This window comes from Burkholderia sp. NRF60-BP8 (genome assembly GCF_001522585.2).
Lineage (GTDB): Bacteria > Pseudomonadota > Gammaproteobacteria > Burkholderiales > Burkholderiaceae > Burkholderia.
In genome coordinates this window covers 2,598,034-2,624,515 of the sequence record NZ_CP013373.1, presented here as the reverse complement: position 1 = coordinate 2,624,515, position 26,482 = coordinate 2,598,034, and the positions used below count along the sequence as shown (strand labels likewise).

Annotated in this window: 20 protein-coding genes; 9 read left to right on the top strand and 11 right to left on the bottom strand. The window is 68.7% G+C overall.

Annotation, left to right across the window (positions count from 1 at the left end; all coding sequences use genetic code 11):
- Positions 1 to 10: 10 nt before the first annotated feature.
- Positions 11 to 820, bottom strand: coding sequence for a helix-turn-helix transcriptional regulator (locus WS54_RS25685; RefSeq protein ID WP_034208116.1), 810 nt, complete (start codon positions 818 to 820; stop codon positions 11 to 13).
- Positions 821 to 1,052: 232 nt separating this feature from the next.
- Here WS54_RS25685 and WS54_RS25680 point away from each other — a divergent pair, with 232 nt between their 5' ends.
- Complete coding sequence (locus WS54_RS25680) at positions 1,053 to 1,805, top strand: class I SAM-dependent methyltransferase (RefSeq protein WP_034208115.1); 753 nt, start codon at positions 1,053 to 1,055, stop codon at positions 1,803 to 1,805.
- 118 nt (positions 1,806 to 1,923) lie between these two features.
- Here WS54_RS25680 and ppc read toward each other — a convergent pair whose 3' ends face one another.
- Positions 1,924 to 4,953: a phosphoenolpyruvate carboxylase gene (ppc, locus tag WS54_RS25675; RefSeq protein ID WP_059782309.1), complete on the bottom strand. Its 3,030-nt coding sequence runs from the start codon at positions 4,951 to 4,953 to the stop codon at positions 1,924 to 1,926.
- 216 nt (positions 4,954 to 5,169) lie between these two features.
- Here ppc and hemC point away from each other — a divergent pair, with 216 nt between their 5' ends.
- Genes hemC through WS54_RS25655 form a run of 3 tightly spaced genes read left to right on the top strand, consistent with a single transcriptional unit; the run spans position 5,170 to position 9,334 of the window.
- Positions 5,170 to 6,174: a hydroxymethylbilane synthase gene (gene hemC, locus WS54_RS25665; RefSeq protein WP_059782311.1), complete on the top strand. Its 1,005-nt coding sequence runs from the start codon at positions 5,170 to 5,172 to the stop codon at positions 6,172 to 6,174.
- The gene (gene hemDX, locus WS54_RS25660) at positions 6,174 to 8,144 is read left to right on the top strand and encodes a fused uroporphyrinogen-III synthase HemD/membrane protein HemX (protein WP_059782313.1); all 1,971 of its coding nucleotides are present in this window, start codon (positions 6,174 to 6,176) and stop codon (positions 8,142 to 8,144) included. Before hemC ends, hemDX begins: the two co-directional genes overlap by 1 nt.
- A 2-nt stretch (positions 8,145 to 8,146) precedes the next feature.
- Positions 8,147 to 9,334, top strand: coding sequence for a heme biosynthesis protein HemY (locus WS54_RS25655; protein WP_034208111.1), 1,188 nt, complete (start codon positions 8,147 to 8,149; stop codon positions 9,332 to 9,334).
- A 273-nt stretch (positions 9,335 to 9,607) separates the two neighbouring features.
- Here the strand turns inward: WS54_RS25655 and WS54_RS25650 are convergent, their stop codons facing one another.
- The 3 genes from WS54_RS25650 to WS54_RS25640 form a co-directional block, all read right to left on the bottom strand.
- Positions 9,608 to 10,912, bottom strand: a complete 1,305-nt coding sequence (locus WS54_RS25650; protein ID WP_034208110.1) for an MFS transporter — start codon at positions 10,910 to 10,912, stop codon at positions 9,608 to 9,610.
- 146 nt (positions 10,913 to 11,058) lie between these two features.
- Positions 11,059 to 11,817 carry an SDR family oxidoreductase gene (locus WS54_RS25645; RefSeq protein WP_034208109.1) on the bottom strand — a complete coding sequence of 253 codons (759 nt, stop codon included), beginning with the start codon at positions 11,815 to 11,817 and terminating at the stop codon, positions 11,059 to 11,061.
- 204 nt (positions 11,818 to 12,021) lie between these two features.
- A complete protein-coding gene (locus WS54_RS25640; RefSeq protein WP_059782315.1) occupies positions 12,022 to 13,461 on the bottom strand; it encodes an aldehyde dehydrogenase family protein in 1,440 nt (479 codons plus the stop codon).
- Positions 13,462 to 13,850: 389 nt separating this feature from the next.
- Here WS54_RS25640 and ppa point away from each other — a divergent pair, with 389 nt between their 5' ends.
- Positions 13,851 to 14,378: an inorganic diphosphatase gene (gene ppa / locus WS54_RS25635; protein WP_034208107.1), complete on the top strand. Its 528-nt coding sequence runs from the start codon at positions 13,851 to 13,853 to the stop codon at positions 14,376 to 14,378.
- A gap of 54 nt (positions 14,379 to 14,432) precedes the next feature.
- On the opposite strand, the gene WS54_RS25630 is transcribed toward ppa, so the two are convergent.
- A complete protein-coding gene (locus WS54_RS25630) occupies positions 14,433 to 15,263 on the bottom strand; it encodes a GIY-YIG nuclease family protein (RefSeq protein WP_059782316.1) in 831 nt (276 codons plus the stop codon).
- A 49-nt stretch (positions 15,264 to 15,312) separates the two neighbouring features.
- Entirely contained in the window at positions 15,313 to 16,347 is a 1,035-nt protein-coding gene (locus tag WS54_RS25625) for a helix-turn-helix transcriptional regulator (protein ID WP_059782318.1), read from the bottom strand.
- Between the two features lie 152 nt (positions 16,348 to 16,499).
- On the opposite strand from WS54_RS25625, the gene WS54_RS25620 reads away from it, so the two are divergent.
- Positions 16,500 to 18,746 (top strand): glycoside hydrolase family 3 C-terminal domain-containing protein, encoded by a 2,247-nt coding sequence (locus WS54_RS25620; protein WP_059782321.1) that lies wholly within the window; start codon positions 16,500 to 16,502, stop codon positions 18,744 to 18,746.
- Between the two features lie 71 nt (positions 18,747 to 18,817).
- Here the strand turns inward: WS54_RS25620 and WS54_RS25615 are convergent, their stop codons facing one another.
- Positions 18,818 to 19,996, bottom strand: coding sequence for a GNAT family N-acetyltransferase (locus tag WS54_RS25615; protein WP_059782323.1), 1,179 nt, complete (start codon positions 19,994 to 19,996; stop codon positions 18,818 to 18,820).
- 109 nt (positions 19,997 to 20,105) lie between these two features.
- Between WS54_RS25615 and WS54_RS25610 the strand changes: the two genes are divergently transcribed.
- Positions 20,106 to 21,839, top strand: coding sequence for an NAD+ synthase (locus WS54_RS25610; protein WP_059782325.1), 1,734 nt, complete (start codon positions 20,106 to 20,108; stop codon positions 21,837 to 21,839).
- An 83-nt stretch (positions 21,840 to 21,922) separates the two neighbouring features.
- Positions 21,923 to 22,261: a P-II family nitrogen regulator gene (locus tag WS54_RS25605; protein WP_006398637.1), complete on the top strand. Its 339-nt coding sequence runs from the start codon at positions 21,923 to 21,925 to the stop codon at positions 22,259 to 22,261.
- A gap of 176 nt (positions 22,262 to 22,437) precedes the next feature.
- On the opposite strand, the gene WS54_RS25600 is transcribed toward WS54_RS25605, so the two are convergent.
- Positions 22,438 to 23,517 (bottom strand): porin, encoded by a 1,080-nt coding sequence (locus WS54_RS25600; RefSeq protein WP_034208101.1) that lies wholly within the window; start codon positions 23,515 to 23,517, stop codon positions 22,438 to 22,440.
- Positions 23,518 to 24,058: 541 nt separating this feature from the next.
- Positions 24,059 to 24,985, bottom strand: a complete 927-nt coding sequence (locus tag WS54_RS25595) for a LysR family transcriptional regulator (protein ID WP_034208100.1) — start codon at positions 24,983 to 24,985, stop codon at positions 24,059 to 24,061.
- Positions 24,986 to 25,120: 135 nt separating this feature from the next.
- Between WS54_RS25595 and WS54_RS25590 the strand changes: the two genes are divergently transcribed.
- Positions 25,121 to 25,618, top strand: a complete 498-nt coding sequence (locus WS54_RS25590; protein ID WP_059782326.1) for a GNAT family N-acetyltransferase — start codon at positions 25,121 to 25,123, stop codon at positions 25,616 to 25,618.
- A gap of 66 nt (positions 25,619 to 25,684) precedes the next feature.
- Here the strand turns inward: WS54_RS25590 and WS54_RS25585 are convergent, their stop codons facing one another.
- Positions 25,685 to 26,464 carry an ABC transporter ATP-binding protein gene (locus WS54_RS25585; protein WP_034208098.1) on the bottom strand — a complete coding sequence of 260 codons (780 nt, stop codon included), beginning with the start codon at positions 26,462 to 26,464 and terminating at the stop codon, positions 25,685 to 25,687.
- Positions 26,465 to 26,482: the final 18 nt, after the last annotated feature.

Genomic DNA, 26,482 nt, shown 5'->3' with positions numbered 1-26,482 from the left:
CGGCCGGTGCTCAGTCGCGCACCAGCACGACGAGCTTCAGGTCCTCGCGGTGCGCGGGCTTCAGCGTGATCTGCTGGTACACGAGGCGGCCGTCGGCCGGGTGGTCGAATTCGCGCAACCCGCCTTCGCGCTCGAACACGTCCTGGGATGCCCAGTACTGCGCGAACGCGTCGCTGCCGGCCGTCAGCGCGTCGATCAGCGCGCGCGTCGGCGCATCGGTCAGGTGGCGGATCGCATCGGCGCGGAATTCGGCCGCGAGCCGCCGCGCGCGGGTTTCCCAGTCGACGATCAGCGTGCGGGCGGCCGGCGACATGAACGTGAAGCGCAGCAGGTTGCGGTCGTGCTCGCCGTCGAGCCAGCCGGAAAACAGTGCGGCGGCCGGTGCGTTCCACGCGAGCGCGTTCCATTGGCGGTCGAGCACGTAGGCGGGCGTCGCGATCGCCGCGACGGTCGCGGCGAGCGTCGGCGGCAGGTCGCCGCCCGCGACGTCGGGCTCGGCCGGGTCGCGCTGCGCGGCCAGCTCGAACAGGTACGCGCGCTCGGCCTTCGACAGTTGCAGCGCGACGGCGATCCGGGCGAGCGCGTCGGCCGACGCCGATACGGGCCGGCCCTGCTCGATCCACGTGTACCAGGTCGGGCTGACGCCGCACAGCTGCGCGACTTCCTCGCGCCGCAGCCCCGGCGTGCGGCGGCGCGGGCCGGGCGGCAGGCCGACCGCCTGCGGCGACAGTCGCTCGCGATGGGCGCGGATGAATTCGCCGAGCGCGCGAGCGGGCGTGGCGTCGAGCGGCGGGACGGGAGCGGAGGACGGCTGGTTCATGCGGAAACGGCGAAATGGAGACGAAGACGCGGCAACGATCCGTCTGCAACGATCAGACAGGTGGACCGAATACCAGAATAACTGCTTAACTTGTACTGGTACACGTGCGGGCCTATTGTAGCGGCTCGCGCGCCGGCAGGACACAGCGTGCGTCCCACGAGACGTTGCACGGGGCCGGATCGCGCGCGGGCGCGCCGGGTTCGGCCGGCTGCATCAAGAAAAGGAGCGAACGATGAAACACCACGACCAGGTCGCCGACGCATTCGGCACGACGGCCGCCGCCTATCTGACGAGCACGGTTCATGCGACGGGCGCCGACCTGCAGACGCTCGCCGACGCGGTGCGTGCGACGCCCGATGCGGCGGTGCTCGACCTCGGTTGCGGCGCCGGCCACGCGAGCTTCGCGGTCGCGCCGCACGTGCGCGACGTGGTCGCGTACGATCTCGCCGCGCCGATGCTCGCGACCGTCGACGCGGCCGCGCGCGAGCGCGGGCTCGCGAACATCCGCACGCGGCAGGGCCCGGCCGAGCGGCTGCCGTTCGACGCCGCGACGTTCGACTGGGTCGTGAGCCGGATGAGCGCGCACCACTGGCACGACATGCGCGCGGCGCTGGCCGAGGTGCGCCGCGTGCTGAAGCCGGGCGGCCGCGTGCTGATGATCGACATCGCCGGCAACGACCATCCGCTCCTCGATACGTACCTGCAGGCCGCGGAAGTGCTGCGCGACGCGTCGCACGTGCGCGACTACCGTGCGGACGAATGGCTCGCGATGTTTCGCGTGGCCGGTTTCGACGCGCAGGTGCACAGCCGCTGGCGGTTGCCGATCGATTTCGACACGTGGGTCGCGCGCATCCGCACGCCGGCCGACAGCGTCGCCGGCATTCGCGCGCTGTGGGCGCATGCGCCGGACGAGGTGCGCGGCTATTACGCGGTGCAGCCCGACGGTTCGTTCGAGCACGATGCGTTGCTGATCGACGCGCGCTGAGCGTGCGGCGCGCGCCGCACGGTTTCTCGTCGCATGAAAAAAGCCGCGATACGCATGGGCGCGTATCGCGGCTTTCGTTGTCCCGGGCGGCGCGGAATGCACCCGCGCCGCGCGCGGATCAGCCGGTGTTGCGCAGGCCGGCCGCGATCCCGTTGATCGTCAGGTGAATCCCGCGGCGCAGCCGCGCGTTCGTGTCGCCCGCGCGGTGACGCTTGATCAGCTCGACCTGCAGGTGGTTCAGCGGATCGAGATACGGGAAGCGGTTCTTGATCGAGCGCGCGAGCAGCGGGTTGGTCGCGAGGCGGCCTTCGTGCCCGGTGATTTCCGCGAGCGCCTGCGACGTGCGCTCCCATTCCGCGACGATCCGCTCGAACACGTGCTTGCGCAGCTTGCGGTCGGGCACGAGTTGCGCATAGCGCGACGCGACCGCGAGATCGGTCTTCGCGAGCACCATGTCCATGTTCGACAGCAGGTTCGAGAAGAACGGCCAGGTCTTGTTCATCTTCTTGAGCAGCGCGACGCGTTTCGCGCGTTCGGCGTCGTCGGGCGCGCCGTCGAGATACGCGCTCACCGCGCTGCCGAAGCCGTACCAGCCGGTCAGCAGCAGCCGGCACTGACCCCACGAGAAGCCCCACGGAATCGCGCGCAGATCCTCGATCTTGCGCTGCTTCGGATCCTGCAGCTTGCGCGACGCCGGGCGGCTGCCGATGTTCAGCTCGGCGATCTCGGTGATCGGCGTCGACGAGAAGAAGTAGTCGGTGAAGCCCGGGGTTTCGTAGACGAGCGCGCGATACGCGGCCATCGCCGCGTCGGACAGCGTCTGCATCGCGGCTTCGAACGCGGGCAATTGCGCCGGCGCGTTCGACTGCGGCAGCAGCGACGCCTCGAGCGTCGCGGCGACGACCGTCTCGAGGTTGCGCCGGCCGATCGACGGGTTCGAGAACTTGCTCGCGATCACCTCGCCCTGTTCGGTCAGGCGGATCTGGCCGTTCACGGTGCCCGGCGGCTGCGACAGGATCGCCTGGTAGGTCGGGCCGCCCCCGCGGCCGACCGTGCCGCCGCGGCCGTGGAACAGCCGCAGCGTGATCTTGCGCTCGCGGAACAGGTCGACGAGCGCGAGCTCCGCGCGATACAGCTCCCAGTTCGACGTGAGGAAGCCGCCGTCCTTGTTGCTGTCGGAGTAGCCGAGCATCACTTCCTGTTCCGCGCCCTGGTGCGCGATCAACGCGTCGATGCCCGGCAGCGCGAAGTATTCGCGCATGATGCGCGACGCGTCGCGCAGGTCGGGGATCGTCTCGAACAGCGGGATCACCATCAGGCTGTTGCGCGCGTCGCCGCCCGGCACGCCGAGCGTGCCTTCGAGCAGGCCCGTCTCCTTCTGCAGCAGCAATACCTCGACGAGATCGCTGACGGTTTCCGTGTGCGAAATGATGTAGTTGCGCACCGCGCGCGCGCCGAATTGCGCGCGGACCTCGCGCGCCTTCTCGAACACGCCGAGCTCGCTCTGCGCGAGCGCCGAGTATTCGAGGTACGGCGAGCGCAGCGGGCGCGGATCGGCGAGCGCGGCGAGCAGCACGCGCAGCTTGTCTTCCTCGGCGAGCGCCGCATAGTCGGCCTCGACGCCCGCGCGCGCGAACAGCTCGGCGACCACCGCCTCGTGGATGTCGGAACTCTGGCGCAGGTCGATGCTCGCCAGATGGAAGCCGAACACTTCGGCCGCGCGCACGAGCGGCGCGAGGCGCGGCGCGGCGAGCGACGTGCCGTGGTGTTCGTCGAGCGACGCGGTCAGCACCTTCAGATCGGCAACGAACGCTTCGGAATCCTCGTACGGAATCGCGCGCACCGGCGGCGCGCCGCGGCCCGCGCTGCGCACGGGTACCGTGCCTTCGCCGACGCGCACGCGCGCGCTCGCGGCGAGCCGCGTGTAGATGCCGATCAGCGCGCGGCGATACGGTTCGTCGACACGGTGCGGCGACTGGTCGGGCGACGCTGCCGCGAGCGCCTTCACCGCGTCGCTTGCGCCGACCAGCAGGTTCGACACCGACAGCTCGGCGCCGAGCTTGTGCACCTGCTCCAGATAGTGTTCGAGGATCACCGCGGCCTGGCGGTTGATCGCCTCGTCGAGCGTCGCAGCGGTCACGTTCGGGTTGCCGTCGCGGTCGCCGCCGATCCAGCTGCCCATCTGGAAGAACGCGGGCACGCGGGCCGACAGGCCGTGCTCGGCGAGCGCGGCCTCGATGTCGCCGTACAGCGCGGGCAACTCGTCGAGGAAGGTCGCGCGGTAGTACGACAGCGCGTTCTCGATTTCGTCGCCGACCGTCAGGCGCGAGTCGCGCAGCATGCGCGTCTGCCACAGCGCGGTCACGCGCGCGCGCAGCATTGCTTCGTTGTACTGGCGCTCGCGCGCGGTCAGTTCCTGGTCGCGCTCGGCGAGCAGGCGCGCGATGTCGTGCTGCGCGTCGAGGATGCTCTTGCGCTGCACTTCGGTCGGGTGCGCGGTCAGCACCGGCACGATCAGCGCATCGTCGAAGAAGCGTTGCAGCAGGCGCTTCGACGCGTTGCCGGTGGTTTTCAATTGATCGAGCGCGTACGCGACCGTGCCGGGCTGCGGCGCGGAGCCGGCCAGCGCGTGGATGCGGCGGCGGCGGTTGTGATGGCGGTCTTCCGCGATGTTCGCGAGGTGCGAGAAATAGCTGAACGCGCGCACGACGCTCACCGTCTGCTCCGGCGTCAGCTTGCGCAGCTTCTTCTCGAGCGCCTGCGCGGCTTCGCTGTCGTCCTCGCGACGGAACTTGACCGCGGTCTGGCGGATCGTCTCGACCACGTCGAACACGGTATCGCCTTCCTGTTCGCGCACGACGTCGCCGAGCAGGCGGCCGAGGAAGCGGATGTCTTCGAACAGCGGACGGTCCTTGTCGTCGCGCGCGCGGGTGCCGGCCTTCGTCGCGACGGCCTGGCGGGCGACTGCGCCGGCGGCTTTCGTCGCCGTTTTTGTCTGACGTATCGGGTCTTTCGGTTTCGTTGCCGTGGGTTTCGTCGCCGTTTTCGCACGGCCGTTCGCGGCGGTGGCGAGCGTGCCCGTCGGGGCGTCGGAGGAGGGCAAGGCAGCATTGCGGCGCGCCGTACGCGCCGATCCGGAAGACTTCACGATGGGTTTCCTTGGGAAAGCTCGAGTCAAAAGGAACTGCGGGAACTGCGGGAACTGCGGGAACTGCGGTCAAGCAACCAGCTACGTGCGGCACATCCGCACCACGGCGCCGCGACCCGCACGGAGGCAGGCCGGGCGCAGGCTCCGGGCTCGGGCGGCCGGGGCGTGCGTGCTACCATTGTTCGGTCTTCAATCCCGTCCTTCGATGTTCCAGCAATGAATTCCGAGACCCCCGCGGCCGGGCCGCACCAGGCACGGTTGCCCGCGACGTTGACGATCGCTTCGCGCGAGAGCCGCCTGGCGATGTGGCAAGCCGAACATGTGCGTGATGCGCTGCGCAAATTATATCCAGCTTGTGACGTGAAAATCCTCGGGATGACGACGCGCGGCGATCAGATTCTCGATCGCACGCTGTCGAAGGTCGGCGGCAAGGGCCTGTTCGTGAAGGAACTGGAGAGCGCGCTGGCCGACGGCCGCGCCGATCTCGCGGTGCACTCGCTGAAGGACGTGCCGATGGCGCTGCCCGACGGCTTCTCGCTCGCCGCGATCATGGAACGCGAAGACCCGCGCGACGCGTTCGTGTCGAACGATTACGCGTCGCTCGACGCGCTGCCGGCCGGTGCGGTCGTCGGCACATCGAGCCTGCGTCGCGAAGCGATGCTGCGTTCGCGTTATCCGCATCTCGAGGTCCTGCCGCTGCGCGGCAACCTCGACACGCGTCTCGCGAAACTCGATCGCGGCGACTACGCGGCGATCATCCTGGCGGCGGCCGGTCTGAAACGCCTCGGCCTCGACGCGCGGATCCGCACGCTGCTCGACGTCGAGGCCAGCCCGCCGGCGGCCGGCCAGGGCGCGCTCGGCATCGAGATCGCCGCGCGCCGCGACGACGTCGCCGCGTGGCTCGCGCCGCTGCACGACCCGCAGACCGCGCTCGCGGTCGAGGCCGAGCGGATGGTGTCGCGCGCGCTCGGCGGCAGTTGCGAGGTGCCGCTCGCCGCGCACGCGGTGTGGCGTGCTGGCGAGCTGTACCTGACGGGCCGCGTGTCGACCACCGACGGCAAGCGCGTGCTGACGGCCGAGGAGTGCGGGGCCGTCGTGACCGTCGCCGATGCGCTCGCGCTCGGCCGCGCGGTGTCCGACGAGCTCGAGGCGCAAGGCGCGCTCGACATCGTCCAGGCGCTGCTCGCGGGCTCGCAGGCCGCGGGCAAGGGCGACGCCTGATGGCGGGCGGCGCGCGCGCGTTCACCGCTGTCCTGACGCGTCCGGACGGCCAGTCCGACGCGCTTGCGTCGCAACTGGCCGATGCCGGTTGCGACGTGCTCGAATTCCCGCTGATCGACATCGCGCCGGTCAACGATCCGGCGCCGCTCGACGCCGCGTTCGCGGCGCTGGCCGACTACGCGCTGGTGATTTTCGTGTCGCCGAACGCGATCGACCGCGCGCTCGCGCGCTACGGCGCGATCTGGCCGAACGCGCTGCCGGTCGGCGTGGTCGGGCCCGGCAGCGTCGCGGCGCTCGAACGTCACGGCATCGCGGCGCCCGCGCATCGCGTGATCGCGCCGCAGGCGCCGCCCGACGGCGGCGTGCCCCATTACGATTCGGAAAGCCTGTTCGCGAGCATCGAGGCCGCGTTCGGCGGCGCGCAGGCGCTGGCGGGCAAGCGCGTGCTGATCGTGCGCGGCGACGGCGGGCGCGAGTGGCTCGCCGACCGCCTGCGCGAGGCCGGGGCGGACGTCACGCTCGTCGCCGCCTACCGGCGCGTCGTGCCCGAGCCGCGCGTCGGCGCGTGGGAGCGCGTGCATGCGCTGCTCGACGGCCAGCCGCACGCGTGGCTCGTCACGAGCTCGGAAGGCGTGCGCAATCTGCACGAGCTCGCGCGCGCCCACCTGAACGACGCCGAGATCGACGCGCTGAAGCATGCGCCGCTCGTGACGCCGCACCCGCGGATCGAGCAGACCGCGCGCGCATTGGGTTTTGATAGGATTACGCTGACCGGCGCGGGCGATGAGCGCATCGTCCGCGCGTTTCGAACGATGGCCGACGAGGCCGTCCAACCGGCGACAGCCGCACCGGTGACTAAACGCATGACAGATACCAACGATTCCAAAAGCGTCGCTTCCCAGCCGGCCGCTGCATCCGCACCGCCGCCCAACCCTCCTTATCTCGCGCCCGAGCCGCGTGCGCGCCGCGGCGGCAGCGCGGCGCTGTGGTTCGTCGTCGTCGTGCTCGGCTGCGCGGCGGGTGTCGGCGGCTACGCGCTGAACCGCAAGATCGATCGGCTCGACGGTACGTTCGTCGCGCGCCAGAAGGCGCTCGACGCGCAAGCGGCCGAAACGCGGATGAAGACCGAGCAGGCGCTCGCCGGCACGCACCAGGTCGACACGCAGCTCGCGCAGCTCGACGGCAAGCTTGCCGATGCGCAGAGCGCGCAGCAGGCGCTGCAGCAGCAATACCAGGACCTGTCGCGCAACCGCGATGCGTGGATGCTCGAGGAAGTCGACCAGATGCTGTCGAGCGCGAGCCAGCAGCTTCAGCTGACCGGCAACACGCAGCTCGCGCTGATCGCGCTGCAGAACGCCGACGCGCGTCTCGCGACGTCGCAGAGCGCACAGGCCGTCACGGTGCGCAAGGCGCTCGCGCAGGACATCGAGAAGCTGAAGGCCGCGCCGACAGCCGATCTCACCGGCCTCGCGATCAAGCTTGACGACGCGATCGGCAAGATCGACGCGCTGCCGCTGTCGGGCGAGGCGATCGTGCCGCACGCGGCGCCGAAGGCCGCGCCGGCCGACGCCGCTTCGTCGGTCGCCGCCGGCGAGCCGCGCTGGAAGGTGTGGTGGCACGACTTCTCGGCCGGTCTCGGTCAGCAACTGAAGGGCCTCGTGCAGGTGCGCCGGATCGACCACGCGGATGCGATGCTCGCGTCGCCCGACCAGGGCTACTTCGTGCGCGAGAACGTGAAGCTGCGTCTGCTCACCGCGCGGCTGTCGCTGCTGGCGCGCAACGACAGCGCGATGAAGGCCGACCTGCACGCCGCCCAGGCGTCGCTCGGCAAGTATTTCGATCAGGCGTCGAAGGACACGCAGACCGTCGAAGATCTGCTCAAGCAGGTCGACGGCGCATCGCTGAGCGTCGCGGTGCCGAACCTGAACACGAGCCTGAACGCCGTTCAGCAGTTCAAGAGCCGGGGGTAACGATGACGCTTCGAGGAATCGTCTGGCTCGCGGTCCTGTTCGCGCTCGCCGCCGCGCTCGCCACCGTCGGCCGTTTCGACGCGGGGCAGGTGCTGCTCGTCTATCCGCCGTACCGGGTCGACGTGTCGCTGAACTTGTTCGTGATCGCCATCGTCGTGCTGTTCATCGTCGTGTATGCGCTGCTGCGCATCGTGCGCAACATCTGGCGCATGCCGCAGCGGGTCGCCGCCTATCGCGCGCGCTCGCGCAACGAGAAGGCGCAGGCGTCGCTGCGCGATGCGATCGCGAACCTGTACGCGGGCCGCTTCTCGCGTGCGGAGAAGGCCGCGCGCGAAGCGCTGTCGGTCGACGCGAACCTGGGCGCCGCGAGTCTCGTCGCGGCCACCGCCGCGCATCGGATGCACGAGTACACGCGTCGCGACGACTGGCTGTCGAAGATCGACGCGCCCGACTGGCAGGATGCACGGCTGCTCGCCGCCGCCGACATGCGCGCGGACGCCCGCGATGCCGACGGTGCGCTCGCCGCGCTGGCCGACATGCAGGCCGGCGGCAAGCGCATCCACGCGCAGCAGGTCGCGTTGCGTGCGCAGCAGCAACTGAAGAACTGGGCCGAGGTGCTGAAGCTCGCGAAGGCGCTCGAAAAGCGCGAGGCGCTGCATCCGGCCGCGGCCGTGCGGCTGCGCCAGCAGGCGGCGGAAAACCTGCTGCGCGAACGCCGGCACGACCCGGACGCGTTGCTCGAAGTGTGGCAGTCGCTGTCGCCGGTCGAGCGCCAGTCGCCGCGTCTGGCCGATCTCGCGGCCGAGCTGCTCGTGCCGCTCGAGCGCCGCAACGAAGCGCGCCGGATCGTCGAGGACGCGCTCGCGCACAACTGGGATGCGCGCCTGCTGCGCCGTTATCCGGACACGGCCGGCGCCGATGCGCTGCCGCTGATCCAGAAGGCCGAAGGCTGGAAGAAGGATCATCCGGAAGATGCCGACCTGCTGTTCGCACTCGGCCGCCTCTGCCAGCAGCAGCAGTTGTGGGGCAAGGCGCAGTCGTTCCTCGAAGCGGCGCTGAAGCTGGCCGACAACGAGGCGCTGAAGGTGCGGGCGCATCGTGCGCTCGCCCGTCTGTTCGAGCATCTCGGCGAAACCGACAAGGCCGCGAAGCACTACCGCGAAAGCGCGCTCGCGATCACCGTGGTCTGACGCGGCGCTGCGCCGCGAGCGTAAAAGCCCCGAACGCCGAACGGCCTTCGGGGCTTTTTTTCGTCCGTCGCGACGCAGTGCGGACGCATCGCGCCGTCATCCGGTCGGCGAAGCATTCGGCCGCAGGGTCTTGCCTGTCCGGAATCGAAAACGCCCCGGCGGCCGGGCAGTGCCGGGCGTCGGGGCGTTTCGTGGGGCCGGCCGTCGACCGGCGTGTTCGATGCTTGGGCGCTTGATGCTCGGTACGTCCGGCGCGCCTTTACGCGCCGCGCGTCACTTGTCGACGAGCCGCTTCGGCACCGACAGCGCGAGCAGCCCGCCGAGCACGAGGAACCCGGCCAGCATGTACATGCCCGCATCGTTGGCGCCCGTCGCCTGCTTGAGCCAGCCCATCAGGTACGGGCTCAGGAAGCCGGCGAGGTTGCCGATCGAGTTGATCATCGCGATGCCGGCCGCGGCGGCCGTGCCGCCGAGGAACGCGGTCGGCAGGCTCCAGAACAGCGGCAGCGTCGTCAGGATGCCGATCGTCGCGAGCGTGAGGCCGAGCATCGCGAGCGCAGTCTGGTGCGCCCAGATCACCGACAGCACGAGGCCGAGCGCGCCGATCGCGGCCGGAATCGCGAGGTGCCAGCGGCGTTCGCGGCGCTTGTCCGCGCTGCGCGCGATCAGGATCATCGCGACCACCGCGGCCGCATACGGAATCGCCGACAGCAGGCCGATCACGATCGTATCGGTCACGCCCGTCGCCTTGATGATCGTCGGCAGCCAGAAGCCGACGCCGTAGAGCCCCATCACGAACGAGAAGTAGATCAGCGCCATCAGCCACACGCGCGGGCTCGACATCACCGCGCCGAGCGGCAGGTCTTCCTTGGTGGCTTCCTCGGCGTCGACGTTGCGGGCGAGCAGCGCCTTTTCTTCATCGGTCAGCCAGGTCGCCTTCGCGATCCGCTCGTCGAGCGTGAAGAACACGAGCACGCCGGCGAGCACCGACGGAATGCCTTCGAGCAGGAACAGCCATTGCCAGCCGTGCCAGCCGCTCACGCCGTCGAACGCCTTCAGGATGAAGCCCGAGATCGGCCCGCCGATCACGCCGGACAGCGCGACGGCCGTCATGAAGAACGTCGTCATCCGGCCGCGCCGGTGCGCGGGATACCAGTAGGTGAGGTAGAGGATCACGCCGGGAAAGAAGCCCGCTTCGGCGACGCCGAGCAGAAAGCGCATCACGTAGAACATCGCGGGCGTCGTGACGAACATCGTCAGGATCGAGATCACGCCCCACGTCGCCATGATGCGGGCGATCCAGACGCGTGCGCCCACGCGGTGCAGGATGATGTTGCTCGGCACCTCGAACAGGAAATAGCCGAAGAAGAAGATCCCGGCGCCGAGCCCGTACACGGTATCGCTCAGGTTCAGGTCGCTCGCCATCTGCAGCTTCGCGAACCCGACGTTCACGCGGTCGAGATACGCGACCACGTAGCACAGCAGCAGGAGCGGCACGAGTCGCCACGACACCTTGCGGTAGGTTGCTTCCTCGAATGCGCCGGACGAGCCCGGCAGCGACTGCGTCGATGTTGCCATGTTGTCTCCTGTCGATCAGGGTGGGCGCTCGAGCGATTGTCCGGATCCCGTGCGCCACTGTCGTTGTCGTTGGCCGGAGCAGACGCAGCGGTGCGTCCGAGCCGGTTTCGTGCGAAGCAAGAGAATGATCGTGATGCCCGGTACGGCTAGATGCAGCGCCCGCCGTCGACTTCGAGGCAGACGCCGGTGATGAATTCGGCCTCGTCGGACGCGAGGTACAGCGCGGCGTTCGCGATGTCCTGCGGCGTCGAGAAGCGGCCGAGCGGGATCGTCGCGAGGAAGCGGCGGCGATTTTCCGGGGTGTCCTCGCAGCCCATGAACTCGGTCATCAACGCGGTTTCGCCGAGTACCGGGTTGATGCAGTTCACGCGGATGCGGTCGGCGCCGAGCTCGGCCGCGAGCGACTTGCTCGCGGTGATCATCGCGCCCTTCGTGCTGTTGTACCAGACGAGGCCCGGGCGCGGCCGCACGCCGGCCGTCGACGCGACGTTCACGAACACGCCGCCGCCCTGGGCGCGGAAGTACGGCACGAAGGTCTGCACGCACCAGAACAGGCTCTTCATGTTGACCGCGTACACGCGGTCGAATTCGGCTTCCGTCACGTCGAGCACGGGCTTGTTGCGGTGCGTGGTGCCGGCGTTGTTCACGACGATCTGCACCGCATGGAAATCGTCGAGCGCCGCCTGCAGCAGCGCGCGCCAGTCGTCCTCTTTCGATACGTCGCCGGCCACCGCGATCGCCTTGCCGCCCGCGAGCGCGATCTCGCTCGCGACGCGCTCGGCCGCCGCGCCGTTCAGGTCGTTGACGACGACGTTCGCGCCTTCGCGCGCATACGTCTTCGCGATGCCTTCGCCGAACCCCGAGCCGCCGCCCGTGACGATGGCCGTCTTGCCGCTCAACCGCATGGTGTGTCTCCTCATATCTTCGATTTGCTTCGAACTTCAGTTGTGGCCCGCTGTGAGGCGGGCTGCCTGACCGGTTGGCGGCCATGGCACAGCGTGTGTCTCATGCGAGCCATCGAGTTCGAATCACGGCTGTGCCGGTCATGAGAGTCGTCGTGCGTCGGCAGGCGCCCGGGCGTTGCCTGCCGACTGTCGCGCGCCGTGCGTTCAGCCGTGCCGGATCGCGATCGTCTTGAGCGCGGTGAAGCCGTAAAGCGCCTCGAAGCCTTTCTCGCGGCCGTGGCCCGAATGGCCGACGCCGCCGAACGGCAACTCGACGCCGCCGCCCGCGCCATAGTTGTTGATGAACACCTGGCCCGCGCGCAGGCGCCGCGCGAGCCGCATCTGGCGTGCGCCGTCGCGTGTCCAGATGCCCGCGACGAGGCCGTACGGCGTGCCGTTCGCGAGCGCGACGGCTTCGTCCTCGTCGACGAAACGCATCGCCGCGAGCACGGGGCCGAACACTTCCTCCTGCGCGAGCCGATGCGCCGGCGGCACGTCGCGCAACAGCGCGGGCGCCTGGTAGAAGCCGCTTTCGGGCGCGTCGGCGACGACCTGCCCGTGCGCGGCCATCGGAATGCCGTCGTGCTGCGCGTCGGACAGGAAATCCCACACGCGTTGCTGCTGCTTCGCGTTGATCAGCGGGCCGCAGTCGAGATCGGCGCGGCTCGGGCCGACGCGCAGCCCGTTGAACGCGGTGGCGAGGCGCTCGACGAGCGGCTCGTATACCGCGCGCTCGATCAGCACGCGGCTGCCGGCCGAGCAGGTCTGCCCGCCGTTCTGCACGATCGCGGACACGAGTACGGGCAGCGCCGCGTCGAGATCGGCATCGGCGAACACGATCTGCGGCGACTTGCCGCCGAGTTCGAGCGTGACCGGCACGTGGTTCTCGGCCGCCATCTGCGTGACCAGCTTGCCGGTGGCCGGGGATCCCGTAAACGAGATGTGGTCGATGCCCGGATGGCGAGCGAGCGCGGCGCCCGCTTCATGGCCGTAGCCGGTGACGACGTTGAGCGCGCCGGCCGGCAGCCCGGCTTCGGCGGCCAGCTCGGCGACGCGCAGCACGGACAGGCACGCGTCCTCGGCCGGCTTGACCACGCAGGCGTTGCCGGCCGCGAGCGCCGCGCCGACGCTGCGCCCGAAGATCTGCATCGGGTAGTTCCACGGCACGATATGGCCCGTGACGCCGTGCGGCTCGCGCACCGTCAGCACCGTGTAGCCGGCCTGATAGGGGAGGGTTGCACCGTGCAGCTTGTCGGCGGCGCCCGCGTAGAACTCGAAGTAGCGCGCGAGCGCGGCGGCATCGGCGCGCGCCTGCTTGAGCGGCTTGCCGGTGTCGCGCGCCTCGATCGCGGCGAGTTCCTCGAGATGGTCGGCCACGCGAGCCGACAGCCGCATCAGCACGCGGCCGCGTTCGGCGGCGCTCGCGGCGCCCCACGGGCCTGCGAATGCGTCGCGGGCCGCGGCGACCGCGCGTTCGACGTCGGGCGCCGTGCCGCGCGCGATCGTCGCGAACGGCTGGCCGTCGGACGGATCGACGACCGCGATGGTTTCCAGTTGCGCGGGCAACGTCCATTCGCCCGCGATGAAGTGCTTCGCCTCTTCCATGCCTGCTCCTGTCGACCCAAGTTAGCGCTTTAGCGCTTACTTGGGTCCCATGCAACGCGGTCGACCCAAGTTAGCGCTTCAGCGCTTGCTTGGGTCCCATGCAACGCGGTCGATCCAAGTTAGCGCTTCAGCGCTTGCTTGGGTCCCATGCAACGCGGTCGACCCAAGCTGGCGCGTTGGCGCTTGCCCGGATCCCGTGCTTTGCGGTCGACGTGCAACGCCGCCGCCGGTTCGACGGCCGGACATCCGGAACGATTATCGCGCCGATCGTCATCCGGACGCCACCGGTCGATTGGCTATAATGGCGCATTCCTTTTGGGGGACGCCCGCGGCGGTGCATCGGCCGAGGCGCCCTGTCCCGAATTCCCATCGACCTACAGAGAGTGCTCATGAGCTTCAATCATGTTCCGGCCGGCAAGGACCTGCCGCAAGATTTCAACGTGATCATCGAGATTCCCGCGCAAAGCGATCCGGTGAAGTACGAGGCGGACAAGGAACTGGGCCTTCTCGTCGTCGACCGCTTCATCGGCACGGGCATGCGCTACCCGGTGAACTACGGCTACATCCCGCAGACGCTGTCGGGCGACGGCGATCCGGTCGACGTGCTGGTGATCACGCCGTTCCCGCTGCTGGCCGGTTCGATCGTGCGTTCGCGCGTGCTCGGCATGCTGCAGATGACGGACGAATCGGGCGTCGACGCGAAGCTGATCGCAGTGCCGCACGACAAGATCTGCCCGATGACGGCGAACCTGAAGACGATCGACGACGTGCCCGAGTACCTGAAGGACCAGATCAAGCACTTCTTCGAGCAATACAAGGCGCTCGAGAAGGGCAAGTGGGTGAAGGTCGAAGGCTGGGCCGGCATCGAAGCCGCGCACAAGGAAATCACCGACGGCGCCGCGAACTACAAGAAGTAAGCGGCGTGCCGGCCGACGGCCGGCTCGTGCGCAACGCGAACCGCGCGTGTCTCCTCAGGAGGCCGCGCGGTTTTGTTTTGCGCGCGCGGTTTTCCGGCGGGCGGACGGGGAGACGGGCGGCAGCGGGGTGGCCGGTGCCGGCTTCGCGCGTTTCGCGCGGGGCGGGGCAACGGCCGGAGCGATCGCCGCGGCGGCTTTCGTGGCCGCCGGTCGGCGCCGGCCCGGTGCGGAAGCGGCGTCTTCGCGTACGTTCGCGGCCGCTGCGGCGGCAGCCGGGGCCCTTCTTTTCGACTGCGTGGAGGAGGGCGAGCGTGCCTTTTTTACCGGTGTGCCACGCGACGCGGTCTTTTTTGCGGCGGCATCACCGTCGGTTTTTGCATGTTTCGCGTCCGGCGCGGCTTTATTTGCCTTCGTCGACTTCGACGCTTGTTTGCCCTTCGCAGGCTTCGCGGCCGTTGCGGATCCGGCACGTTTCCCGGTCTTCGCCTTTTTCGCGGTGGCCGCCTCCGTTGCAACTGTCTTCTCCGCATCGTCGACGTTTTCCGCCTTTTTCTTCCGCCCGCGCGCCATCGCGTTCGTCCCGGCCGTGTCGCGGCTTTCGTCGAGCGTGATCGCCGCCGGCAACACCGATTCCAGCGTCCGCAAACCGGCCGCCAGCTCGCGCTTTTTCGCGGGCGTGAGCCGCTTCACCCAGTATTCGGCGCGCGACGCGCTCGACCGGTCGGGCAGCGGAAACGACGCGAGCACCGCGCGCGGCTTGCGCGAGCGCGTGTAGCGCGCGCCCTTGCCGGACGCGTGTTCGTCGAAGCGCGCGGCGACATCGGTCGTGATGCCCGTGTAGACGCTGTCGTCGGCGCATTCGATCAGATACAGAAACCAGGACATGGCAGGGCGGCGGGATGCGAAGCCGCCAGTGTCTCAGAAAAAATGCGCGTCAACGCCACCGGTCGCCATGCCCGTCGCGAAAGCGGCTCGGCGCCGCACCGAGTTCGCGCGTGAAGAAGCGCGTGAACGCGCTCGTCGAACGGAAGCCGACGCGCACGCCGATCTCGCCGATCGGCAACCGCGTGTTGAGCAGCAGGTCGCGTGCCTCGCCGAGCCGCGCCCGAGCGACGAGCGCGTGGAAACCGACCGCTTCGCGATGCAGGCGCCGGCGCAACGTCCAGCGCGACATCGCGAAGCGCGTGCATACGTGCTGCATCAGCGTATCGGTCGGCACGTCGGTGTCGTCGGACGTGCGCAGCCAGTCGCGCACGCATTGCTCGACCGACGAGCCGAACGTCGAACGTGCGCGCACGCGCTCGCGTGCGGCGTCGGCCGCATGACGCTGGATGCCGGCGAGCGGCGCGTTGTAGCGCTCGAACGGCGTGTCGAAGCGCGCGGAGCGCAGCACGATGCGGTTGTGCGCGGCATCGAACGACACCGGCGCGCCGAGCGTGTCGCGCAGCACGGCAACGGGCGCGAACGCGCGGCCGGCGAATGCGGCGTCGTCGACGTGCACGTGCGGATCGTACAGGCGCGCGAGCGCCGCGAGGATCGCGAGATTCGCGAACGCGCTACCCGCGTGCCGGCCGTCGCCTTCGTTCACGTACTCGAGCGCGATCGCGTCGCCGTTCTCGTGCGCGAACACCCAGTCGACGTTGCCGATCAGGTCGCGATAGTGCAGGTAGCCGTGCAGCGCGTCGCGCAGCGTCGCGGCATTGCACGTGATGCCCGCGAGTTCGGGAAACGGCACGAGCCACGGCACGACCTGCGGCGGCGGGCGATGCCACGACAACGGCCAGCCACTCGTCAGTTGCATCGCGGCCACGTGCCGGTCGCCCGCGATGCGGCGCGTGTCGTCGGCGAGCTCGGCCGGCCCGATGCCGAGCGTTTCGTAAAGCGGTGCGGGATCGATGCCGTTCGCACGCGCGTCTTCGCACAGCCAGCGGTAGATCCGGACGGATACCGATTTCTGTTGCAACTCCATGTCTGTCTCCCTGTCGTCATGCCGTTCGGGTTTGTCCCCGCTGCGAGAGGTCAACGCATGCTCCTGCCGGTCAAGCGTGGTGACCGGTCGATTTTTAGACTTGGACGCTGGAGTGAGACGACAAGTACTAACAGAACGATTCTGGAGGATCAATGAAAACTTCGCTGTTCCGGTATTCGACGATTGCGTGCGCATGCGCGCTCACGGTGTTGCTCGCATCGTGCGGCGGCGACGACATTCACGCCCCGGCCGACCCCGACGCGGCAGCCGACCAGCGCGCGGCGGCCCTCGTCGCGCAACTGACGACCGACGAAAAGCTGCAGCTCGTGCATGGCACCGGCATGCCGGCGCTCGGCCTGGGCGGCCCGTTTCCGGCCGATGCGCTGAATGGCGCGAGCTACATCCCGGGCGTGCCGCGGCTCGGCATTCCGGCGGTCAGCAGCGCCGATTCGGCGGGCGGCGTGAACGTGAAGAACGCACGCGTCACCGCGCTGCCCGCGCCGGTCGCGCTTGCGGCGACGTGGGACCCGGCGCTCGCGGGCGCCTACGGCACGCGCATCGCGCTCGAGCTGCGTGCGCTCGGTTTCGCGGAGGGGCTCGGCGGGGGCGTGAACCTCGCGCGCGAGCCGCGCAACGGCCGCACCTTCGAATACATGGGCGAGGACCCGGTGCTCGCGGGCACGCTGAGCGCCGCGCGCACGCAGGCCACGCAGGCGCAGAAGGTGGTCGCGACGATCAAGCATTTCGCGTTCAACGACCAGGAAACCAACCGGATGACGGTCGATTCGGTCGTCGACGAGCGAACCATGCGCGAGGCGGAACTGCTCGCGTTCGAGATCGGCGTGAAGGACGGCCAGCCGGGCAACGTGATGTGCTCGTACAACAAGCTGAACGGCGTATATGCGTGCGAGAACCCGTATTTGCTGACGACGGTGCTGAAGAACGAGTGGGGTTTCAAGGGCGTCGTGCAGTCCGACTGGGGCGCGACGCACTCGACGGTCGCGGCCGTGCAGGCCGGGCTGGACGAGGAACAGCCGGGCGCGGCCGACGACGGCAACGCGCCGCTCGGCTCGTACTTCAATTCGAAGCTGCGCGCGGCGCTGCAGGCCGGCAGCGTGTCGGTCGCGCGGCTGAACGACATGGTGCAGCGCAAGCTGCGCACGCTGATCCGCATCGGCGTGATGGACGCGCCGCCGAAGCCGGGCGGCGCGATCAACGAAGCCGCCGGCAATGCCGATGCGCTCGCGATCGCACGGCAAGCGGCGGTGCTGCTGAAGAACGCGGCCGCGCCGGGCGACACGCAGCCGGTGCTGCCGCTCGCCGCCGGCGCGCTCAAGTCGGTCGTCGTGATTGGCGGCCATGCGGACGCGGGCGTGCTGTCGGGCGGCGGCTCGGGGGCGGTGCCGGCGATCGACGGCAATGCGGTGACGTCCTGCCAACAACCGGCCGGCATGCTGTTCGGCGGCTGCGCGACCTGGTACAAGTCCGCGCCGCTCGCGGCAATTCGCGCGAAGGCGCCGAGCGCGTCGGTCAGCTATCTCGACGGGACCGACGCGAATGCCGCGGCGAGCGCGGCCGCACAGGCCGATGTCGCGATCGTGTTCGCCACGCAGTGGCAGACGGAAGGGCTCGACCTCGCGAGCCTGTCGCTGCCCGATGCGAAGGCGGACCCGTACAACCAGCAATACGACCAGAATGCGCTGATCGCCGCGGTCGCCGCGAAGGCCAGGCGCGTGATCGTCGTGCTCGAGAACGGCAGCCCGGTGCTGATGCCGTGGCTCGCGAACGTGCATGGCGTGCTGGACGTGTGGTATCCGGGCGCGCAAGGCGGCCAGGCGATCGCCGACCTGCTGTTCGGCGACGCGAATCCGTCGGGCCGGCTGCCGCTGACGTTCCCGAAGCAGGAGGCCGACCTGCCGCAGCCGACGATCGATCCGTCGAACCTGCAGAACGTTTATGCGGAAGGGCTCGCGTACGGCTATCGCTGGTTCGACGCGAAGGCGATCGAGCCGCTGTTCCCGTTCGGCTACGGGCTGTCGTATACGACGTATGCGTTGTCGGCGATGTCCGCGCAGGCCGACGCCGCCGGCAACGTGACGGTCGGCGTGACGGTGACGAATACCGGGGCGCGCGCCGGTACGCATACGGTGCAGATCTACGCGGCGCTGCCCGCGTCGCTCGGCGAGCCGCCGAAGCGGCTCGTCGGCTGGGCCAAGGTCGCGCTGCAGCCGGGCGAGGCGCGCACGGTCAGCGTCGCGGTGCCGGCGCAGCGCTTCGCGGTGTGGGATGCGAGCGCGCACGCGTGGCGGGTCGGCGCGGGCAGCTACGGGCTGTCGGCGGCCGCGTCGTCGCGCGACCCGCAGGCGCTGTCGCAGACGGTGACGCTCGCCGCGCACTGAGCCGGCGGCGGTCGTGCGGCATGCGGCGAGCCCATGCGTGGCTTCGCCGCATGCCGGTGCGCGGGATGACGCTAGCGGGCGCCGCGCCGAAACGGATCGTGCTCGCGCAGTTCGTCGACGTACGCGTGGATATGCTCGGTCTCGCGTTCGAGAAAGCGCGCGACCGCGTCGGAAAAAGCCGGATGCGCGAGCCAGTGCGCGGAGTGCGTGACGGTCGGCAGGAAACCGCGCGCGAGCTTGTGTTCGCCCTGCGCGCCGCCCTCGAACGTGTCGAGCCCGGCCTCGATGCAGAATTCGAGCAACTGGTAGTAGGCCGTTTCGAAGTGCAGGCAGGGCACGTGCTCGATCGCACCCCAGTAGCGGCCGTACAGCGTGCCGCCGCCGTGTTCGCCGCGCCGGTAGACGGCGAGCGCGCTCGCGATTGGCCGGCCGTCGGCTTCCGCGATCACGAGCAGCAGGTTCTCCGGCATCGTCGCGCCGATCGTGCGGAAGAAGTCGAGGTTCAGGTACGGGCTCGAATAGTGCTCGCGGTAGGTCTGCCGATAGCAGCGCGAGAAGAAGCGCCAGTCGGCGTCGGCGATTCGATCGCCGGTGAGCCGCCGGAAGGTCACGCCCGCGTCGTGCACCTTGCGCCGCTCCGCGCGGATGTTCTTGCGCTTCTTCTGCTCGAGCGTGCCGAGGAAATCGTCGAAGTGCCGGTAGCCGTCGTTGAGCCAGTGGAACTGCACGCCTTCGCGCAGCATCATCCCCATCGATTCGAGCAGCCGCGCTTCGTCGCCGGTCGGAAACAGCACGTGCAGCGACGACACGTCGCTCTGCTCGGCGAACGCGAGCAGCGTGGCCGCGAGCCGGCGGCGCGCGTCGTCGTCGACCGCGAGCAGCCGCGTGCCCTGCACCGGCGTGAACGGCACCGCGCACAGCAGCTTCGGGTAATAGGGCAGGTCGTTGCGCTGGTACGCGTCGGCCCACGCCCAGTCGAACACGTATTCGCCGTACGAATGCTGTTTCGCGTAGACGGGGGCGGCGGCCGCGAGGCGGCCGGTGCGCGCGTCGGTCAGCGTGACGAAGTGCGGCGACCAGCCGGTGTCGTCCACCGCGCAGCGCGCGACGTGCAGTGCGTCGAGGAATTCGTGGCGCAGGAACGGCGTGGGCTGCGCGTCGCGCGCGAGCAGCGCGTTCCATTCGTCGGCCGGCACCTCGGCGGGGGACGACAGGATGCCCGTGCGATAATCGATGCGTTCGTGTTTCAAGCGTGAATCCGTACCGTTGGATGTTGCCGGGTGCGGGCCGCCATGGCCCGCGCCCGGGTCGATTTCGTCAGCCGCTCGAGGCGCGCCGCCGGGTTGCGCCGATCCCGCCATGAAGACCCGACTCGCTCTCGCCCAGATCAACGTCACCGTCGGCGATTTCGCCGGCAACGTCGCGCGCATCGTCGCGGCCGCGCGTGCCGCGCACAACGATGGTGCGCAGCTGATGGTCGCACCCGAACTCGTGCTGTCCGGCTATCCGCCCGAAGACCTGCTGCTGCGGCCCGCGTTCTACGCGGCCGCCGCCGCCGCGCTCGACGCGCTCGCCGACGCGCTGAAGGCGTTCGACGGGCTCGCGGTGCTGGTCGGTCATCCGATGCGGGGTCCGGGCAGGGGCCTGGGCAGGGGTCCGGGCGGCGGTGCGGACAGCGCGTCAGCCGTCGATGGTAATGCAAACCGCCCGATCGAGCGTGGCGTGCCGCCCACCGACACCTTCAACGCGGTGTCGCTGATCGTCGGCGGCGAGATCGTCGGCACCTACCGCAAGCAGGATCTGCCGAACGCCGAGGTGTTCGACGAGAAACGCTATTTCGCGACCGACACCGAGCCGCTCGTGTTCGAGCTGAACGGCGTGAAGTACGGCGTGATCATCTGCGAGGACGCGTGGCATGCGTCGGCCGCGCAGATCGCGAAGGCGGCGGGCGCGCAGGTGCTGCTGATCCCGAACGGCTCGCCGTATCACATGAACAAGGAAGCGGTGCGCATCGACATCCTGCGCGCGCGGATTCGCGAGACCGGGCTGCCGATGGTGTACGTGAACCTCGTCGGCGGCCAGGACGAACTCGTGTTCGACGGCGGGTCGTTCGTGCTCGACGCGCAGGGTGCGCTCGTCGCGAAGATGCCGCAGTTCGACGAAGGGCACGCGATCGTCGAATTCGACGGCGCGCGGCCGCTGCCCGGCGCGATCGCGCCCGAGCTGTCGACCGACGCGCAGGTGTATCGCGCGCTCGTCACCGGCGTGCGCGACTACATCGGCAAGAACGGCTTTCCCGGCGTGCTGATCGGGCTGTCGGGCGGCGTCGACTCGGCGCTGGTGCTGGCCGTCGCGTGCGATGCGCTCGGGCCCGAGCGCGTGCGCGCGGTGATGATGCCGTCGCGCTTCACGGCCGACATCTCGACGACGGACGCGGCGGAAATGGCGCGGCGCGTCGGCGTGCGCTACGACGAGATCGCGATCGCGCCGATGTTCGATGCCTTCCGCGCCGCGCTCGCGGGCGAGTTCGCGGGCCGCGCGGAAGATGCGACGGAGGAGAACATCCAGGCACGCATCCGCGGCACGCTGCTGATGGCGCTGTCGAACAAGTTCGGCTCGATCGTACTGACGACCGGCAACAAGAGCGAGATGGCGGTCGGCTACTGCACGCTGTACGGCGACATGGCCGGCGGGTTCGCGGTGATCAAGGACATCGCGAAGACGCTCGTGTACCGGCTGTGCCGCTATCGCAACGCAACGGCCGATTACGGGCTGCGCGACGTGATTCCCGAGCGGATCCTGACGCGCGCGCCGTCGGCCGAGCTGCGCGAGAACCAGACCGACCAGGACAGCCTGCCGCCGTACGACGTGCTCGACGCGATCATGCGGATGTACATGGAGGAAGACCGGCCGCTCGCCGAGATCGTCGCGGCCGGCTACGCGCGGGCCGACGTCGAGCGCGTAACGCGGCTCATCAAGATCAACGAATACAAGCGCCGGCAGGCGCCGATCGGCATCCGCGTCACGCATCGCGCCTTCGGGCGCGACTGGCGCTACCCGATCACGTCACGCTTTACCGAACGGCTCGATTGAGCGGCGCTGGGCCGGATGCGGCCCGCCGGCTTACAATCGGGAAAGCGATTTTTCATCCAAACGAGCATTGGGGGACAACCACCATGAAACGCATTACCGCCATCATCAAGCCTTTCAAGCTGGACGAAGTCCGCGAAGCGCTCGCCGAAGTGGGGCTCACGGGCCTGACCGTGACGGAAGTGAAGGGCTTCGGTCGCCAGAAGGGCCATACCGAGCTGTATCGCGGCGCCGAATACGTCGTCGACTTCCTGCCGAAGATGAAGATCGAGGTGGTCGTCGCGGAAGCGCAGGTCGATCAGGTGATCGACGCGGTGATCGGTGCGGCGCGTACCGGCAAGATCGGCGACGGCAAGATCTTCGTGTCGGACGTCGAGCGCGTGATCCGCATTCGCACCGGCGAAGAGAACGAAGCGGCCGTCTGAGCGCTGCGTCCGCGCCGTTCGGTCACGCGCGGCCGCTTCGGCCGAGCGCGCGCCGGGTCGCACGAACCCGCCGCCCAAGAAAAAACGGTGCGGATACCCGGTTGGGTACCGCACCGATACGCGCCTCTCGCAGCAGCGTGGAAAGTGTTGTCGAATCGTTCTTTGACGGCGCCTGATCAGAACAGGTGCTGGATGCCGGCGTAGACGCCGGTCTGGCTGCCGCCCGGATGCGGGTTGCCGGTCGACACGGCCGTGCCGGCGTTGTTCGCGTTCAGACCGAAGTTGGCCGTCGAGCTGTTACGCACCGTCGCGACCTGCAGGTCGAACAGCGTGCGCTTCGAGATGTTGTACGAGCCGCCGACCGTGTAGATGTTCGCGTTGCCGCCGCCGTGGTTCGCGTTCACGTGATACACGGCCGCGATCAGCGCCGCTGCCGGCGTTGCTTGCCACGTCACGCCGCCCCACACCTGTTGCGTACCCGTCACGCCGGCGTTCACTGCCGGGCCACCGCTGCCGTCGGCGCGCGATGCCTGGTAGGCCGCCTGAACCTTGAACTGGCCGAGGAACACGTTCACGCCCGCGAAGTATTCACGCGAGTAGTTGAACACGTCCGAGAAGCGGCCGTTGCTGTCGCGCGTTTCGTCGTAGATGCCGCGCAACTGGAACAGCGAGTTCGTGTAGGTGACCTGACCGCCCATTGCACGGCCCGGTTGGCCGGCCGTCGTGTTGCCGTTGAAGCTGGTCGAGTTCGAGAACGAGAACTGGCCGTAGAAGTCGAGGCCGTAGAGCGACGGCGACTGGTACGACACGTTGTTGCTGGTCTTGTTCCAGTTACGGCCGCGTACCAGCGAGGCCGTCGACCACGCCGACTGGCCGAACGGGTCGAAGTCCCACACGCCGTTGGCGATCGCGAGTTCGCGACCCAGCAGCAGCGTACCGTAACGGTCGTTGGAGATACCGACGGTCGCGAAACGATCCCAGATCGAGCCGCTGAAGCCGCCCGTCATCGTGTTGAACGCGCCTTCGAGGTGGAACAGGACCTTGTTGCCGCCGCCGATGTCCTCGCTACCCTTCAAGCCCCACAGGCTCGTGCCCCAGTCGCCGCTTTCCGCGCGCACTTGGTGGCCGTTTTGCAGGCCGTTCATGTACTCGATGCCTGCATCCAGGCGGCCATACAGCGTGACGCTGCTCTGCGCGTGCGCCGTCACCACCCCAGCAGCCATCAGCGCGGCCGCGACCAAAGCTTTCTTCATCATCTCCTCCATACCCTGTCAAAAAGTCAACCCAGACTGCACGAGATGCCCGGAGCGCGAGCGCCGGGCAAAAGCGGGATAACCAGGGAGACCTCGTGCAGGGCCGGTAAGCGCGGCACGCGGGCAAGCAGACGGAAAACCGTTGAGCGGTCCCGCGCAGCCGGGTCGGCCTGCGGGGTCTCCTTGTTGTGTCGTGAAGCTAAACTACATTTCACGAACTTCGTTTTGCTACTTTGGTTACTAATTTAGCAAAAATACAATTTTGTGGCGACGGAAATCGTTGTTTGACTAACCGCTGTCGCCAAATTGCCATGCAACACGCTGCGCAACAGGGGGGGCAAGGGTGCTCGATTGCCGGAAAACCCTTGTCCCGCAAGGCAGACATGGATTTCGCAGGCATGGGTCAAGGATTGCCACTATTGACGTTGCCGAGGCGCCGGCGTAAGCGCGAAAGTCGCGAAATTGGTAAGTATTTCGTAATGATTCGGGCGATTGCCGCCTCGTCGATCGATGTCTGAAATGCCCGTCGCGCAACGCGTCGCGCTTAGGCCGGGCGCGGTCGTGCGTCGAGCAACTGGGCGCGAATCCAGCGATGGGCATCGGTGCGCGCGTGCTTCGCATGCGAGTAGACCTTCACCGTGTAGCGCGGGATCTCGAACGGCGCCGGGAAGATGCGGATCGGCGCCGCGTGGCGCAGCGCCTGCGCGGCGCGGTTCGGTACGGTCATCAGCAGCGCCGACTCCGCGATCACGAACGGCGCGGCCAGCACGGTCGGCAACTGCACGGCCACCTGCCGCGCGAGACCGAGCCGGTCGAGCACGTGGTCGACGACGCCGCGCGCTTCGTTCCACGGCGTGACGACCACGTGGCGGGCCGCCAGATACTGGTCGAGCGTCAGCCGCCGACGGATGTCCGGATGCGTGGCGCTCGCGATCACGACATAGTCGTCGGAGAACCAGTCGAAATCCTCGATGCCGGGCGCGTCGGCCGCCGATTCCTCGTGGTAGCCGAGCGCGAAGTCGATGCGGCCGGCCGCGAGCTCGTCGACGGAAATCTTGCGGTCCGAATGGATGACGCGGATCCGCAGGTGCGGCGCGACGTGCTGGATGCGGGCCAGGAACGCCGGCAGCACCGCGAACGCCGTGTAGTCGGTCGCGGCGAATACGAACGTGCGGTCGCTTTGCGCGGGATCGAAGCGGCGCGCGCGGGCGAGCCCCTTCGACATCGCGTCGAGCGCGTCGCCGGCCCACGTGGCGATGTCGTCGGCGCGCACGGTCGGCTGCATCTCGTTGCCGAGGCGCACGAACAGCGCATCGCCGATCGCGTCGCGCAGCCGCGCGAGCGCATGGCTCAACGCCGACGGGCTCAGCGCGAGTTCATGCGCGGCCGCCGCGACCGACCGGTGGCGGTACAACGCGTCGAACACGAGCAGCAGGTTCAGGTCGAGGCGGCGCAGGTCGGGATGCATCATGTTCAGGTCGGAATGAAAAGACTGCACTTCCTGCAGTTGTGCCGTGAACGTAGCATGTCGATCCGACCGGCGCCAGTGCGAGAGCGCCGGCGCCGTATTCCGTTTTCCGTCCGGGCCGAAGGAGGGCTCCCCACCGTGCAAATCGATATCCGTTCCGCCACCGTCGCCGACGCGCCGCTGATCCTGCGCTTCATCACCGAACTGGCCGTCTACGAGAAGGCGCAACACGAAGTCGTCGCGACGCCGGAATCGCTCGAGCGCAGCCTGTTCGGCGAAGGCTCGCCGGCGCGTGCACTGATCTGCGAGGTCGGCGGCGAGCCGGCCGGCTTCGCCGTGTATTTCTTCTCGTATTCGACGTGGCTCGCGCGGCAGGGGCTGTATCTGGAGGATCTGTACGTATCGCCGCGTTTTCGCGGCGCCGGCGCGGGGCTGCGGCTGCTGAAGGCGCTCGCGCGGATCGCGGTCGAGTCGGGCTGCGGGCGTTTCGAATGGAGCGTGCTCGACTGGAACGAGCCGGCGATCCGCTTCTACGAGCGCGTCGGCGCGGCGCCTCAGAGCGAATGGGTGCGTTACCGGCTGGCGGGCGACGAATTGCGCGCGTTCGCCGACGGCGCGTCGGTGAGCGCCGCGTAAACGCAAAACGGGCGCCGCGCGGCGAACCGCGGGGCGCCCGTTCGGGCGTCGTGCGTGACGGACGCGTTACTTGAGGCTGCCCGACAGGAACCCGCGCAGGCGCTCGCTCTTCGGATTGGCGAACACCTCGGCCGGCACGCCTTCTTCCTCGACGCGGCCCTGGTGCAGGAACATCACGTGATTCGACACGTTGCGCGCGAAACCCATCTCGTGCGTGACGACGATCATCGTGCGGCCTTCCTCGGCCAGCTTCTGCATCACCTTCAGCACTTCGCCGACCAGTTCCGGATCGAGCGCCGAAGTCGGCTCGTCGAACAGCATCACGTCAGGATGCATCGCCAGCGCCCGCGCGATCGCGACACGCTGCTGCTGGCCGCCGGACAGATGCGACGGATACTGCTTCTCGACGCGCGGCGCGAGGCCGACCTTCTCGAGGTATTCGCGCGCACGGTCCTCGGCTTCCTTCTTCGGGATGCCGAGCACGTTCACCGGCGCTTCCATCACGTTCTCGAGCACGTTCATGTGCGACCAGAGGTTGAAGTGCTGGAACACCATCGACAGCTTGGTGCGCACGCGCTGAAGCTGCTTCGAATCGGCCGCGCGCAGCGCGCCCGTCTTGTCGAGCGCGGTGCGCACTTCCTCGCCGTCGACGAAGATGCGGCCCGCGTTCGGCTGCTCGAGGAAGTTGATACAGCGCAGCATCGTGCTCTTGCCGGAACCGGACGAGCCGATCACGCTGATCACGTCGCCCGAGTTCGCCTTCAGCGACACGCCCTTGAGCACCTCGTTGTCGCCGTACCGCTTGTGGAGATCGTCGACGAAAAGCTTTTGATTCTGGGAGTTCATCAGTATTCCTGCGGAAAC